This is a genomic window from Arthrobacter sp. UKPF54-2 (assembly GCF_007858535.1).
Classification (GTDB): domain Bacteria; phylum Actinomycetota; class Actinomycetes; order Actinomycetales; family Micrococcaceae; genus Arthrobacter.
Window position 1 is genome coordinate 2,227,861 of the sequence record NZ_CP040174.1, and the last position, 14,856, is coordinate 2,242,716.

Sequence of the window (14,856 nt, forward strand, 5' to 3'; positions counted from 1 at the left end):
CCACTTTACGCGGGGGTAATATGACCTGGCGGCAACTTCGGGCATAGATTGAAGTATGGCTTCCAAGTTGACCGCAAACGGCACCCCCGCAACACCGGCATTGGCGCCCGGCCCGCTGGTCGAACCGGCGGAAAGCCTCACCGCCGAGGAGGTGGAGCGCTACTCCCGCCACCTGATCATTCCCGAGATCGGCTCAGTCGGGCAGCGCCGCCTCAAGAACGCCAAGGTCCTCGTGATCGGCGCCGGCGGGCTCGGCTCGCCCGCCCTGCTCTACCTGGCCGCCGCCGGGGTGGGAACCCTGGGCATCATCGACGACGACGACGTGGACCTGAGCAACCTCCAGCGCCAGGTGATCCACGGCGTCGCCGACGTCGGCCGGGCCAAGACCGAGTCCGCCCGCGACGCCATCGCCGCGCTGAACCCGCTGGTGGAGGTCCGGCTGCACCACATCCGGCTCGACGCCATCAACGCCCTGGAGCTCTTCGCCGGCTACGACCTGATCATCGACGGGGCCGACAACTTCGCCACCCGCTACCTCGTCAACGACGCGGCGGCCATCCTCGGCAAGCCTTACGTGTGGGGCTCGATCTTCCGCTTCGACGGTCAGGTCAGTGTGTTCTGGGAGCGGCACGGGCCGACGTACCGGGACCTGTATCCGGAGGCGCCGCCCGCGGGGTCCGTCCCCTCCTGCGGGGAAGGCGGGGTGTTCGGCATGCTGTGCGCCGCCGTCGGATCCCTGATGGTGACCGAGGCGGTCAAGCTCATCACCGGCGTCGGGCGATCCCTGCTGGGACGGGTGGCGCTGTTCGACGCCCTCGGCGGCACCTGGCGCGAGATCAAGGTCTCCCGGGACCCCGAGGCTCCGCGCGTCACCGAACTCACCGACTACGAGGCGTTCTGCGGCATCACGCCCGCCGCCGACGCCGGGACCGAGCACACCGTCACCGCCACCCAGCTCGCCACCATGCTCGCCTCGCGGAAGGCCGGGCTGAAGGACTTCCGGCTCGTGGACGTCCGCGAAAGCGGTGAATTCGAGATTGTCAGCATCGAAGGCGCCACGCTGATCCCGCAGGGCAGGATCCTGGCCGGTGACGCGTGGGCCGAGCTGCCGCAGGACACCGACATTGTGTTCCACTGCAAGGGCGGCACCCGCTCCGCCGCCGTGCTGGCCGCTGCCCGAGCGGCCGGCTACGAACGGGTCAGCCACCTCGAGGGCGGCATCCTCGCCTGGGTGCGCGATGTCGAACCCGGCAAACCGGTCTACTGAGAGGCACTGCGATGAGCGAGAACACCGGCCTGACCCCGCAGCACAAGATCGGCTCGGGTTTTGGCCCGCGCTCGACGGCGGCGGAGGTGGTCGCCGGGCTGGACCTGACCGGGAAGACCGCCGTTGTCACCGGCGGCTACTCGGGGCTCGGCCTGGAGACCGTGCGGGCGCTGGCCTCGGCCGGGGCCCGCGTGATGGTGCCGGCGCGGCGGCCCGGGCACGCGCGGAAGGTCCTCGACGATGCCGGGCTGGACGGCGTCGGCGTCGCCGGGCTGGACCTCGCCGAGCTGCCCGGCGTGCGGGAGTTCGCGGAAGGCTTCCTCGCCTCCGGCTTCCTCGGCGAGGCCGGCAGCCTGGACATCCTGGTCAACAACGCCGCGATCATGGCCAGCCCGGAGCAGCGCGTCGGCCCGGGCTGGGAATCCCAGTTCGCCACCAACCATCTGGGGCACTTCGCGCTCACCAACCTGCTGTGGCCCGCGCTGGCCGCGGGGGAGGGAGCCCGGGTGGTGGCCCTGTCCTCCACCGGCCACAAGCTCTCACCGATCCGCTTCGAGGACATCAACTTCGACTCCGGCTATGACAAATGGAAGGCGTACGGGCAGGCGAAGACGGCGAATGCACTGTTTGCCGTCCAGCTGGATGCCCTCGGGAAGGGCGCCGGTGTCCGGGCTTTCGCCGTGCACCCGGGCGGCATCATGACCGAGCTGCAGCGCCACCTGCCCCGGGAGGAAATGATCGCCTCCGGCTGGATGGATGCCGACGGCAACCTCAACGAACGGTTCAAGACACCGGCCCAGGGCGCCGCCACGTCCGTCTGGGCCGCTACCTCGCCGCAGCTGGCGGGCATGGGCGGGGTCTATTGCGAGGACTGCGACATCGCCGAACCCACCGAGCCGGGAACACCGGAGGCGCGGATCAGGGGAGTGGACGCCCACGCCGTGGACCGGGCGGACGCCGAGCGGCTCTGGCAGCTTTCCGCCGACCTGACGGAGATCAACGCCTTCGCCGGGCGGTAGGCCGGCTTCCGGGTCGGCCGCGCCGTGGGCCCGGGGGCCTAGGCCGTTTCCCGGCCGCTTTCGACGGCGGGAAGCGCGCTGTGGTCGACCGGGCACTGCGCCTCGGTCCCTGCCGCCGCGCTGCGGGCTGCCGGCTGTTCGACCGTGATGCCGTAGACGGCTTCCAGGCCGGCCACGTAGTCGTCTTGCTGGCCGTTTGCGGCGAGTTCGCGGGCGCGGACGGTGGGAATGTGCAGCAGCTGCTTGACCATCCGGCGCAGCGCGAACTCGACTTCCTCGGCCGCCGCGGTGCAGCCGTGCCGGGCGCGCACCTTTTCCATCTCGGCGTCGAGCACGTCCATGGTGTGGCGGCGCAGGGCCACGATCGCCGAATCCACCGAGCGCGCCTCGCGTTCCTGCTCAAAGGCGGTGGCGGCGCCGTCGACGATGCCGCTTGCCTGGTTCAGGGACTCCGCCTGCTCCTGCGGGGCGGCCAGCCGGACGGATTCGAGCGTCAGCAGCTCGACGCCGTCGAGCTCGGCCACGGCCGGGTCGAAATCGTGGGTCAGGGCCAGGTCGATCGCGATCAGCGGCTGCGGCGACGCGGAACGGATCCGGGCCAGTTCGGCGGCCTCGACCCGGTTGTCGGAGCCGCTGCAGCCGATCATCACGTCGGCGGCCGCGACGGCGTCCGGCAGCGAGTCGCTGTCCAGGGCGGTGCCGCCGCGGGTGGCGACGAAGCCGGCGGCGCGGCCGGAGGAGGAGAAAACGGAGATGTCGGTGCAGCCGCGTTCGCGCAGCAGCGACATGGTGGCGCCGGCGTAGGCACCGGTGCCGAAGACGACGGCCTTCTTGCTGGACCAGTCGGGGTTCTCGGACAGGTCGGTCGCGAGGTCCAGGGCGACGGAGACGATGGACAGCCCGCGCGAGCCGAGCGCTGTCTGCGCGCCGACGTCCTTGGCGGTCTTCGAGGCGGCCTGGAAGAGCCGGACCAGGCCGGAGCTGGCGGTGCCCTCGTGCTGGGCGGTGATCAGGGCGCGCCGGACCTGGCCGGCGATTTCGCGTTCCCCGACGACGGCGGAGTCCAGGCCGGAGCTGACGGCGAACAGGTGCCGGGTGACGTCCGGGCCGGTGCGCGTATTAAAGGAGCGGGAGACGAGCTGCTCGTTCAGGCCGCTGGCGCCGCTGATCTGGGAGACCAGGGCGGCGCGGGCCGCCTCGACGTCGTCCGGGTGCGGGGCTTCGCCGTAGATCTCGAAGCGGTTGCAGGTGGCAAGGACAACGGCACCCGCCACGGCCGGCGATCCGGCGAGGGCGGATGTGGCAAGCCCCGAAGCGCCGGTGCTCAGTTGAGCAACGGTCTCGAGGTCGATGTCGGCGTGTGTAGCCACCAATGAGAAAAGAACCACAGCAGGACAATCATAGCTTTTTCGCGTCCGTGTAGAACAACTACCGGGCGTGGGACTGCCCACCCCGGGCTGTGATTCCCGCCACGACGGGGCCCGCAGGGCCGCAGCTGACAGGTTGTCGTTATCTTTTGGGGCTAATTTTCGGCACAATCAAAGGCATGACTCCTAGCGCTGCGGCAATGAACGGCACGGCCACTGACGGCACGGCAACCGACGGCACGGCACCGATCAGCCTCGACGCCGGCCACCCCCTGATGGACGGCCGCACCGCCGACTCGCCGCTGATCACGGCCTACCGTGGCGGCAAGCCCTCCCGGCGCCCCGTCTGGTTCATGCGACAGGCCGGCCGCTCACTCCCGGAATACCTCAAGGTCCGTGAAGGCGTGGCCATGCTGGACTCCTGCCTGCGCCCCGAACTCGCCTCGGAGATCACCCTCCAGCCCGTGCGCCGGCACGACGTGGACGCCGCCATCTTCTTCTCCGACATCGTTATCCCGCTCAAGCTGGCCGGCGTCGGCGTGGACATCGTCCCCGGCGTCGGTCCGGTGCTGGAGAAGCCGGTGCGCACCGCCGCTGACGCCGCCGCCCTGCCGCAGCTGACCTGGGAGGCCCTGGAACCGATCCGCGAAGCCGTGCGGCTGACCGTGGCCGAACTCGGCAGCACCCCGCTGATCGGTTTCGCCGGCGCGCCGTTCACCCTCGCCGCGTACATGGTCGAGGGCAAGCCCTCCCGCGACCACCTCGGCCCGCGCACCATGATGCACGCCGACCCCGAGACCTGGACCGCGCTGGCCAACTGGGCCGCCGACGCCTCCGGCCTGTTCCTGCGTGCGCAGCTCGAGGCCGGCGCCTCCGCCGGGCAGCTCTTCGACTCCTGGGCCGGCTCCCTCGGCCTGGCCGACTACACCCGCTTTGTGGCCCCCGCGTCCGCCCGCGCCCTGGACCACGTCCGGCACCTCGGCGCCCCGCTGATCCACTTCGGCACCGGCACCTCCGAACTGCTCGTCGCCATGCGCGACGTCGGCGTCGACGTCGTCGGTGTGGACTACCGGCTGCCGCTGGACGAGGCCAACCGCCGGCTCGGCGGCACCGTGCCGCTGCAGGGCAACATCGACCCGGCGCTGCTGTCCGCGCCGTGGGAGATCCTCGAAGCCCATGTCCGTGAGGTCATTGCCGCCGGCGCCTCGGCCCCCGGGCACGTCCTGAACCTCGGCCACGGTGTGCCCCCGGAAACTGACGCGGCGGTCCTGACCCGCGTGGTGGAACTGATCCACTCCATCTCCCCGGAGTAGACCCCCATGGCCACCGACCCTGACGCCGCTGGACGTTCCGCGGCCGCCGTTGCGCCGACCGCGGTGGTGGTGGGCGGGGGCATCTCCGGCCTGCTCGCCGCAAGGGAGCTGGCCCGGGCGGGCGTCCGGACCACGGTGCTGGAAGCCTCCGGGGCCTGGGGCGGCTGCGTGGGCAGCCACGTCGTAGCCGGCCTGACCCTGGACAGCGGCGCCGAATCCTTCGCCACCCGCTCCGCGGCGGTGGCCGGCCTCGCGGGGGAACTGGGCCTCGGCGCGCGGATCGTCCAGCCGAACCCCGGCGGCGCCTGGGTCCAGCTGCCCGAAGGTCCCCGCGAGCTGCCGAAGACCGGTGTGCTGGGGATCCCGGCCAACCCCTGGGACCCTGAGGTCCGGCGCTCCCTCGGCCTGATCGGATCCCTGCGCGCCTCGCTCGACGCCCTGCTGCCGGCTTCCGTGGGGACGGCAGCGGACGCCACCAGCGTCGCCGACCTGGTCCGGGCCCGGATGGGCAGGCGGGTGCTGGAGCGGCTCGTCGCGCCCGTGGTCGGCGGCGTGCACTCGGCCGACCCCGCCCTGCTGGACGTGGACATGGTGGCGCCCGGCCTGCGCACCGGCCTCCGCACCCACGGCTCCCTCGCCGCCGCCGTCGCCGCACAGCGCCGCGGCGCCACTGTCGGCCCGGCCCGCCAGGGCGCCCCGCAGCCGGGACTGCAGAAAGCCGGCTCCGCCGTCGCCGGCCTCCGCGGCGGCATGCACACCCTTGTCAGCGCTCTCCTGGCCGAACTGCGCGGCCTTGACGTGACCCTGCTCAGCGGCACGCGCGCCGACGCGGTGCAGCGCATCCCGGGCGGCTGGCGCGTCACCGCCGGGGGAGGACGGTTCGACGCCGGGCGGCTGGTGGTCGCGGTGGAGGGCCCGGCCGCCGTCGGCCTGCTCGCCGGCACCATCCCCGCCCTGGCCGCCCTCCGCCCCGACGCCGGTCCCGACGTGCGGCTGGTGACCCTGGTCCTGGACCAACCCGCCCTCGACGCGGCGCCCCGCGGCACGGGCGTGCTGGTGGCCCCGCAGAGCCCCGGCGTGCGCGCCAAAGCCCTCACCCACGCGACCGCGAAGTGGGCTTGGCTGGCCGAGCGCACGGCACCGGGACGGCATGTGCTCCGCCTGTCCTACGGCCGCGGTGAGCACCTCCCGGCAAACGGCGCCGCTGCCGCGCCCGAGCCGCGGAGTGACGAGGAACTGTTCGACGCCGCCCTTCAGGACGCCTCCGCGCTGCTGGGCGTCCCGCTCTCCCGTACAGACGTCGCCGGCTGGGACGTGGTGCGGTGGTCCGGCGCCCTGCCGTTCGCCGCACTCGGCCACAAGCGCCGCGTCGACGAGGTCCGGACGCTCTGCGCAGCGGAGGGAAACCTCGCCGTCGTCGGCGGCTGGCTGTCCGGAAACGGGCTCGCCGCGATCGTCGCCGACACACCGAAGCAAGTGGCGTCCCTGCTCCCCTAGAGCGTGTGCCCGGGCGCGGGCTGCGGGTCCCTTTCCGTGCCTGCTACCCGGAAAGTGGCCGTTTCGGCAAATTTTCCCCGCCGGCGTTCAGCAGCTAGGGTCGATGACCATGGTTATGCACAGGTCCGAAGTTCCAGAAACGCCGGCCGGTCACCATGGGGGACTTCGACGCGGCACAGCGGTGGCGGCGCTCGGAGCGGTACTGGCTCTCACTGCAGGGGTTCCTGCCACCCAGGCGGCCTCGCCGACGCCCAGCCCGGACGCGCCGACGGGCTCGATCTCCGTCGGCATCGGCGACGTGATCGGCGGCCTGCTGGGATCCCAGTCCCCGTCTCCCACGCCTTCGCCGTCCTCCGGAAGCACCGCCCCCACCCGCAGCACGCCGCCGCCGACGTCCACGTCCACCGCGCCGGCTCCGTCGCAGACGCCCGAGCAGCGGGCATCGTCAACTCCCGCCGCGCCCGGGACGCTGGCCCCGCAGCCGGTCCCGGCGTCGCCGCTGCCGGTAGGCGGCCAGGCCCCCGGCAGCCAGCAGGCGCCGGTCCAGGGACCTGCCCCGGATGCCCCTGCCGCAGAAGCCCCCGCCGCAGCCGCCCCGGACAGCGCGGCCGGCACCGCGGCCGGCACGCCGTCGGCCACCTCAAGCGGCACCCCCCAGTCCGCCACCACCATGTCCGCCGCCAAAGCCGCAGCGCCCTCGGCGACCGCATCCTCCGGTGACAAGATGCAGGCCGCCTCCGCCGTCGAACCGTCCGGGCCCTCCGCCCTGGTGGGATGGGGGATTTGCCTGGTGGCGGTGTCCCTGGGCGCCGGCGCCGTGGCCCTGCGGATGCGCCGGATCTAGGCCGGCCGCCGCCGAGGCGTCCCGCGGCTCCGGGCACGCCCGGAGCCGCCCGCTGTGAAATTGAGCACTTCTACGCCCTGTAGAAGTGCTCTGTTTCGACTTAGCTCCGGGGAGGGGGCAGACTGGTATCCATGAGCCACACTTCTGCCGAATCTGTCACTAAAACCGGAACAGCAGCCGAGGAATCCACCGAGCAGTTTTTCACGCTCTGGACGGTCTTCAAGCGCTCCGCCGACGTCCTGCGCAGCGGCGACGCCGCCGAGGACTTCGAAGCCCTCCTGGGGCGGCTGGCCGGGGACGGCGTCGTCCACCGCGGCAGCTACGACGTCTCCGCGATGCGGGCAGACGCGGACATCATGATGTGGCTGCACGGCCCGCAGCCCGAGGCGCTGCAGCGGGCCGTGCGCGACATCCGCCGCAGCAAGCTCTTCACCGGCACCGAGATCGCCTGGTCCGCCATGGGTGTGCACCGTGAGGCGGAATTCGCCAAGAACCACACCCCAGCGTTCTCCCGCGGTGTGGAACCGGCAGAGTGGCTCTGCGTCTACCCGTTTGTGCGCTCCTACGAGTGGTATCTGCTGCCGGAAGCCGAACGCGGCGCGATGCTCCGCGACCACGGCCTGCTCGGCCGCGACTTCCCGCAGGTCATCTCCAACACCGTGTCCTCCTTCGCCCTCGGCGACTGGGAATGGATCCTGGGCCTCGAAGCTCCGGAACTCGTGGATCTCGTGGACCTGATGCGCCACCTGCGCGCCACCGAGGCCCGCCACCATGTCCGGGAGGAAATCCCCTTCTACACCGGCCGCCGCGTCAGCGCCGTCGAAATCGCCGAGGTGCTCGCATGAGCCCGCTCGATCCGCAGGAAGGTGCCCTCACCGCCGTGAATCCCGTCACCGAAGCCGGCCGCATGGCCCCCAAGGAGTACGACGCCGTACTCCTCGCCTCCTTCGGCGGCCCCGAGGGCCAGGACGACGTCATCCCGTTCCTGCGCAACGTCACCCGCGGCCGGGGCATCCCGGACGAACGGCTCGAAGAGGTCTCGCACCACTACCGCGCCAACGGCGGCATCAGCCCGATCAACGCCCAGAACCGCGCGCTCAAGGCGGCCATGGAGGCCGAGCTCGCCGCCCGCGGGATCGACCTGCCGGTCTTCTGGGGCAACCGCAACTGGGACCCCTACATCCCGCAGACCCTGCAGGAGATTTACGACGCCGGGCACCGCAAGGTCCTGATGATCACCACCAGCGCCTACTCCTGCTACTCCAGCTGCCGGCAGTACCGCGAGGACATCGGCATGGCGCTGACCGAGACCGGGCTGGACGGCAAACTCGAAGTGGACAAGGTCCGCCAGTACTTCGACCACCCGGGTTTCGTGGAGCCGTTCGTTGAGGGCACCGCCGCCGGCCTCGCCGACGTCCGCGCCCAGCTGGCCGCGGCCGGAACTCCGGACGCCCCGGTCCACATCCTGTTCGCCACCCACTCCATCCCCACCCGCGACGCCAAGGCAGCCGGCCGCTCCGAGTCCGAACCGCGCCAGTTCGAGGAAGACTCCGCCTACGTGGCCCAGCACCTCGCGACCGGCACCGAGGTCATCCGCCGGGTCGAAGCCGAGTCCGGCGACACCGCCCCGTGGTCCCTCGTCTACCAGTCCCGTTCCGGCGCCCCGCATGTGCCGTGGCTGGAACCCGACATCAACGATGCCATCGAGGAACTCGCCGGCCAAGGCGTCAAGGGCGTCGTGATCGTGCCGCTGGGCTTCGTCAGCGACCACATGGAAGTGGTCTGGGACCTCGACACCGAGGCCCTCGAAACCTGCGGCAAGCTTGGGGTGGCGGCCACCCGCGTGCCCACGCCCGGGACGCACCGGAAGTTCGTCGCCGGCATCGTGGACCTGATCAGCGAGCGGACCGCCGCCAACAACATCGCCGACCGGCCGCACCTGACCAAACTCGGCCCCTGGTACGACGTCTGCCGGCCCGGCTGCTGCGCCAACTTCCGCGGCGAAAAGCCCACCATCGCCGGCGCCGACACAAGCGTCGGCACGGGCCACGACCCCTACCCGGCCGCGCTGTGACCGTCCGGATCGGCACCCGGGCCAGTAAGCTCGCCCTGACCCAGACCCAGCAGACCGCGGACCAGCTGGCCGCCGTCGGCGGATTCCCGGTGGACCTCGTGCACATCCGGACCGACGGCGACGTCCTGACAGGTTCGCTCTCACAGATGGGCGGCACCGGCGTCTTTGTGGCCGCGCTGCGTGACGCGCTGCTGCAGGACGCGTGCGACGTCGCGGTCCACTCGCTCAAGGACCTGCCCACCGGCCCGGCCCTGGGCCTGACGCTCGCGGCGACGCCTAAGCGCGTCGACGTCCGCGACGTGCTCTGCGCCCGCGACGGGCTCACCCTCGACGGACTGCCCGCCGGCGCCACCGTGGGAACGGGATCCCCGCGGCGGGCCGCGCAGCTGCGGGCCGCCCGCCCCGACCTGGACATCCGGGACATCCGCGGCAACGTGGACACCCGGCTGGGCCGGGTGCCCGGCCTGCCGGGCAACAGCACCGATGCCGTGGTGGAGGGCAAGTCCTGCGACCTCGACGCCGTGGTCCTCGCCGCCGCCGGACTGCACCGGATCGGCCGGCTCGACGCCGTTAGCGAGTACCTCGAGACGGCCGTGATGCTCCCCGCCGCCGGGCAGGGATCCCTCGCAATCGAATGCCGCACCGCCGACGCCCCCCGCAAGGCAGGGTCCACCGAGGGCTCCCAGGGTGTGCTCGCCCAGGCCCTCGCGGCCCTGGACGATCCGGACACCCGGCTGGCCGTCACGGCCGAACGGGCGCTCCTGGCCCGGCTGGAGGCGGGCTGTGCCGCCCCGGTGGGCGCCTACGCCCACCGCAAGGGCAGCCTGCTGCATCTCGAGGCCGTGGTCTGCGCCGTGGACGGCACCGCGACGGTCCGGGACACCAAAGCTACCGACGGGCTGACCGACGTCGGCGCCACCCTGCTGGGCATCGAGCTGGCCGAGGCCCTGCTGGCCGCCGGCGCCGCCGACATCGCCGACCTGGCCGCCTCCTGAGCCGGACGGATTCCGCTCTGATGGGACGCCGCAGCGCCAATGCCCGGCCGGACGGGAACGGGCCAAGGGTGCTTGAAGGTGCCCGGGTCCTGGTCACCCGGAGCCCGGACCGGGCCGGCGCGCTGGTGTCCGCGCTGCGCGGCACCGGCGCCGAGCCGCTGCTGCTGCCGCTCATCGACTTTGAAACCGCCTCTGACCAGCACTCCCTGGACGTGGCCTTCGACGCGCTCGGCGCCGGCGCCTACTCCTGGCTGGTGGTCAGCAGCGTCACCACGGTCCAGGTGCTCGAGGCGAAGGCGGCCGAACGCGGTGCCGCCCTCAGCGCCTGGCTGCCGGGGAACCTGCAGGTCGCCGCCGTCGGGCCGGCCACGCGCCGCGTCCTCGAAGCCCTCGACATCCCCGTGGATCTCGCCCCCGCCGGACAGCAGTCCGGAGCCGGGCTGCTGGACATCTGGCCGCGCAGCCAGGGCAGTGTGCTGCTGCCGCAGGCCGACATCGCCGACCCGCGGCTCCGCCGCGGACTGGAGGCGCGCGGCGCCTCGGTCCAGGTTGTCACCGCCTACCACACCGTCGACTACCCGGCGGACCCGCGCCGCGGCCTGCCCGGGACCGCCGCGCCCGCGGAGCCGGAGCACGCAGCCGCGGTCCTCACCCCGGCCGAAGCGAAAGCCGCCGTCGACGCCGGCACCCTGCACGCCGTCGTCGCCGCCTCACCGAGCGCCGCCCGCCGGGTCCATGCCGGGCTCGCGCCGCTGGGGGAGTGCCGCCTCGTGGCGATCGGGCGGTCGACCGCCGCCGAGGCCCGGACCCTGGGCCTGCCGGTTGCCGCCGTCGCCGAACAACCCACCGTCTCCGGCCTCGTCGCCGCCGTCATCGCAGCCCTGGACCCGGGCCACCCGGCCCCGGACCGCCAAGCCCACCCTCCCGTCCACCCGCAGACCGTGAAGGACCAGCCATGAGCTTCCCGACCCACCGCCCCCGCCGGCTCCGCACCACGCCCGCCATGCGCCGGCTGACGGCCGAACACCGCCTCGCCGCCGCCGAACTCATCCTCCCGGCGTTCATCCGTGAAGGCCTCACCGAGCCGAACCCGATCGCCTCGATGCCGGGCGTGCAGCAGCACACCACCGACTCACTCAAACGCGCCGCCGCCGAGGCCGTGCAGCTGGGCGTCGGCGGCATCATGCTCTTCGGTGTCCCCGCCGAACGGGACGCCCGCGGCACCGCATCGCTGGACCCCGACGGTGTGCTGAACAAGGCCATCCGGGACGTCAGGGCCGAGGTCGGCGACGAGCTGGTCATCATGAGCGACGTCTGCCTCGACGAGTTCACCGACCACGGCCACTGCGGCGTCCTGGATAAGCACGGCTACGTGGACAACGACGCGACCCTGGAGATCTACGGGCAGATGGCCGTGGCGCAGGCCGAGGCCGGCGCGCACGTGCTGGGGCCCTCCGGCATGATGGACGGCCAGGTCGCCGTGATCCGGCAGGCGCTGGAGCAGGCAGGCCACGCCAACACCGCCGTCGTGGCCTACGCCGCCAAGTACGCGTCCGCGTTCTACGGCCCGTTCCGCGAGGCTGTCGACTCGCAGCTGACCGGGGACCGGCGCACCTACCAGATGGACGCCGCCAACCGCCGCGAAGCCATCCTTGAGGTGGAACTGGACCTCGAGGAAGGCGCCGACATGGTGATGGTGAAACCCGCCATGAGCTACCTCGACATCCTCGCCGACGTCGCCGCCATGAGCCCGGTGCCGGTGGCCGCCTACCAGATTTCCGGCGAGTACTCGATGATCGAGGCGGCCGCCGCGAACGGCTGGATCGACCGCAGGGCCGCCATCACCGAATCCGTGCTCGGCATCAAACGGGCCGGCGCCAACATGGTCCTGACCTACTGGGCGAGCGAACTCGCCAGCTGGCTGAAGGAGACCCGGTGAGCGCCCCGGCCCTGCCGGACCCGGCGTCCGGCGCCAACCCCACCGCCCCCGTGGGCCCTGAGGCGATCCTGCTCGGGCTGAACACCTTCGGCGACGTCGGCCTGTTCCCCGACGGGCACCCCGTCCCGCACGCGCAGGTGCTGCGGCAGCTCCTGGAGCAGGCCGAGCTCGCCGACGAGGTGGGGCTCCACGCCTTCGGGGTGGGGGAGCACCACCGCCGCGACTTCGCGGTCTCCGCACCCGAGGTGTTCCTTGCCGCGGCGGCCGCCCGCACCAAGCGCATCCGGCTCGGCTCCGCCGTGACCGTGCTCAGCTCCGATGACCCGATCCGCGTCTTCCAGCGTTTCGCGACGGTCGATGCCATCTCCAACGGCCGGGCCGAGGTCATGCTGGGCCGCGGCTCGTTCGTGGAGTCCTTCCCGCTGTTCGGACTGGACCTGGCCGATTACGAGGTCCTGTTCGAGGAAAAGCTCGAGCTCTTCGACAAGGCCCGCGCGCAGAAACCCATCAAATGGGAGGGCCGCACGCGCCGCCCCATCAACGGGCTCAGCGTCTACCCGCCGCTGGAACACCACCTGCTCCCGGCCTGGATAGGCGTCGGCGGCACCCCCGAGTCGGTGCTGCGCTGCGCCGAATACGGCTACCCGATCATCTTCGCCATCATCGGCGGCACACCCCGCTCCTTCGGCCCGCTGGCGGACCTCTACCGCGAGGCCATGGCCAAATACGGCCACCCGATGCAGCAGGTCGCCACGCACTCGCCCGGGCACGTCGGCGCCACTGACGAGGACGCGCGGGAGGAGTTCTTCCCGCACTGGCTGGCCCAGCGCAACCAGATCGGCGCCGAGCGCGGCTGGGGCCCGGGCAACCGCGCCGAATTCGACTACCTGTGCACCCCCGAAGGAGCACTCTACGTCGGCTCACCCGAAACGGTCGCCGCCAAGATCGCCCTGCTCAAGCGGAACCTGGGCGTGGACCGCTTTGACCTCAAGTACAGCAACGGCACGCTCCCGCACGCCGCCATGATGCGCTCCATCGAGCTGTTCGGCACCGAGGTGGCACCGCGGGTGGCCGCCCTGCTGGCCGGTGCGGCGCCGGCACCGGATAAGCACTGAAAGAATAGGAACCATGACTTCCAGCCACCCTCGCAACGAGGAACTTTTCGACCGCGCCCGCCGGCTGATGCCCGGCGGCGTCAACTCGCCGGTCCGGGCCTTCGGCTCGGTGGGCGGCACCCCGCGCTTTATGGTCTCCGCCAAGGGCCCGTACCTGACCGACGCCGACGGCGCCGAGTACGTCGACCTGGTGTGCTCGTGGGGCCCGGCCCTGCTGGGGCACGCCCACCCGGCCGTCCTCGCGGCGGTCCACGCCGCCGTCGACCGCGGGCTCTCCTTCGGCGCCTCGACCCCGGATGAGGCCAACCTCGCCGCGATCGTCCAGGAACGCGTCCCGGCCGCCGAACGCGTCCGGATGGTCTCCACCGGCACCGAGGCCACCATGACCGCCATCCGGCTGGCCCGCGGCTACACCGGGCGCAACCTGGTGATCAAGTTCGCCGGCTGCTACCACGGCCACCTCGACGGCCTCCTCGCCGCCGCCGGCTCCGGCCTTGCGACCCTCGCGCTGCCCGGCTCGGCCGGCGTCACCGCCGCCACGGCCGCCGAGACCCTCGTGCTGCCGTACAACGACCTGGCCGCCGTCGAAGCCGCCTTCGCGGCGCATGGTCCCAACATTGCCGCGGTCATCACGGAGGCCGCGCCGGCCAACATGGGTGTGGTCACCCCGGGCGAGGGCTTCAACGCCGGCCTGGCCCGGATCACCCGCGAGCACGGCGCCCTGCTGATCCTCGACGAGGTCCTCACTGGCTTCCGCACCGGCTACTCGGGCTACTGGGGCCTCACCGGCGGGGCGGCCGGCGCCGCCGAACCCTGGTCCCCGGATCTGCTCACCTTCGGCAAGGTGATCGGCGGCGGCATGCCGACGGCGGCCCTTGGCGGCCGCGCCGACGTGATGGACTACCTCGCCCCGGTGGGCCCGGTCTACCAGGCCGGCACCCTCTCCGGGAACCCGGTGGCGATGGCCGCCGGCGTCGCGACCCTGACCCACGCCACGCCCGAGGTCTACTCGTTCGTCGACGCCCGGTCGCTGGAACTCTCCGGCGCCCTGTCCTCGGCCCTGGACACCGCCGGCGTGGACCACTCCATCCAGCGCGCCGGGAACCTGTTCTCCGTGGCCTTCGGCACCTCGGCCCGCGGCGTCCACAACTACGACGACGCCCAGGGCCAGGACGTCTTCCGCTACGCGCCGTTCTTCCACTCGATGCTGGACTCCGGGGTCTACCTGCCGCCGTCGGTGTTTGAGGCCTGGTTCCTCTCCGCCGCGCACGACGACGCGGCGATGAACCGGATCTTCGACGCCCTGCCGGCCGCGGCGAAGGCCGCGGCGGCCGCGACGGCCTAGGCACACCGGCGGCCACTTGCGGCCGCTTGGTCGTGGGCGCCGCCGCCGTCGTCGTCGTTAAACACTTTCGGCACCCGCCGC

The 14,856-nt window shown here is 72.2% G+C and carries 13 protein-coding genes; 12 read left to right on the top strand and 1 reads right to left on the bottom strand.

The window, feature by feature from the left end:
• Positions 1–55 precede the first annotated feature (55 nt).
• Together moeB and E7Y32_RS10315 are read left to right on the top strand one after the other, a co-directional pair.
• Entirely contained in the window at positions 56–1,267 is a 1,212-nt protein-coding gene (moeB, locus tag E7Y32_RS10310) for a molybdopterin-synthase adenylyltransferase MoeB (RefSeq protein ID WP_146337033.1), read from the top strand.
• Between the two features lie 11 nt (positions 1,268–1,278).
• The gene (locus E7Y32_RS10315) at positions 1,279–2,286 is read left to right on the top strand and encodes an SDR family NAD(P)-dependent oxidoreductase (RefSeq protein WP_146337034.1); all 1,008 of its coding nucleotides are present in this window, start codon (positions 1,279–1,281) and stop codon (positions 2,284–2,286) included.
• A 38-nt stretch (positions 2,287–2,324) separates the two neighbouring features.
• Here the strand turns inward: E7Y32_RS10315 and E7Y32_RS10320 are convergent, their stop codons facing one another.
• Complete coding sequence (locus E7Y32_RS10320; RefSeq protein WP_146337035.1) at positions 2,325–3,674, bottom strand: glutamyl-tRNA reductase; 1,350 nt, start codon at positions 3,672–3,674, stop codon at positions 2,325–2,327.
• Positions 3,675–3,832: 158 nt separating this feature from the next.
• Here E7Y32_RS10320 and hemE point away from each other — a divergent pair, with 158 nt between their 5' ends.
• The 10 genes from hemE to hemL all read left to right on the top strand — a co-directional run bounded on the left by hemE (position 3,833) and on the right by hemL (position 14,775).
• Positions 3,833–4,966, top strand: coding sequence for a uroporphyrinogen decarboxylase (gene hemE / locus E7Y32_RS10325; protein WP_146337036.1), 1,134 nt, complete (start codon positions 3,833–3,835; stop codon positions 4,964–4,966).
• 6 nt (positions 4,967–4,972) lie between these two features.
• The gene (gene hemG, locus E7Y32_RS10330; protein WP_146337037.1) at positions 4,973–6,463 is read left to right on the top strand and encodes a protoporphyrinogen oxidase; all 1,491 of its coding nucleotides are present in this window, start codon (positions 4,973–4,975) and stop codon (positions 6,461–6,463) included.
• Between the two features lie 109 nt (positions 6,464–6,572).
• Complete coding sequence (locus tag E7Y32_RS10335; RefSeq protein WP_146337038.1) at positions 6,573–7,307, top strand: hypothetical protein; 735 nt, start codon at positions 6,573–6,575, stop codon at positions 7,305–7,307.
• A 131-nt stretch (positions 7,308–7,438) separates the two neighbouring features.
• On the top strand, positions 7,439–8,152 hold the full coding sequence (hemQ, locus tag E7Y32_RS10340; RefSeq protein WP_146337039.1) for a hydrogen peroxide-dependent heme synthase: 714 nt from the start codon (positions 7,439–7,441) through the stop codon (positions 8,150–8,152).
• A complete protein-coding gene (locus E7Y32_RS10345) occupies positions 8,149–9,381 on the top strand; it encodes a ferrochelatase (RefSeq protein WP_146337040.1) in 1,233 nt (410 codons plus the stop codon). The genes hemQ and E7Y32_RS10345 overlap by 4 nt, the downstream gene beginning before the upstream one ends.
• Entirely contained in the window at positions 9,378–10,376 is a 999-nt protein-coding gene (hemC, locus tag E7Y32_RS10350) for a hydroxymethylbilane synthase (protein WP_146337041.1), read from the top strand. The genes E7Y32_RS10345 and hemC overlap by 4 nt, the downstream gene beginning before the upstream one ends.
• 20 nt (positions 10,377–10,396) lie before the next feature.
• Complete coding sequence (locus tag E7Y32_RS10355; protein WP_146337042.1) at positions 10,397–11,335, top strand: uroporphyrinogen-III synthase; 939 nt, start codon at positions 10,397–10,399, stop codon at positions 11,333–11,335.
• A complete protein-coding gene (gene hemB, locus E7Y32_RS10360; protein ID WP_146337043.1) occupies positions 11,332–12,315 on the top strand; it encodes a porphobilinogen synthase in 984 nt (327 codons plus the stop codon). Before E7Y32_RS10355 ends, hemB begins: the two co-directional genes overlap by 4 nt.
• Entirely contained in the window at positions 12,312–13,430 is a 1,119-nt protein-coding gene (locus E7Y32_RS10365) for an LLM class flavin-dependent oxidoreductase (RefSeq protein WP_261382404.1), read from the top strand. The genes hemB and E7Y32_RS10365 overlap by 4 nt, the downstream gene beginning before the upstream one ends.
• Positions 13,431–13,443: 13 nt before the next feature.
• Positions 13,444–14,775, top strand: a complete 1,332-nt coding sequence (gene hemL, locus E7Y32_RS10370; RefSeq protein ID WP_146337044.1) for a glutamate-1-semialdehyde 2,1-aminomutase — start codon at positions 13,444–13,446, stop codon at positions 14,773–14,775.
• The last annotated feature ends 81 nt before the right edge of the window (positions 14,776–14,856 follow it).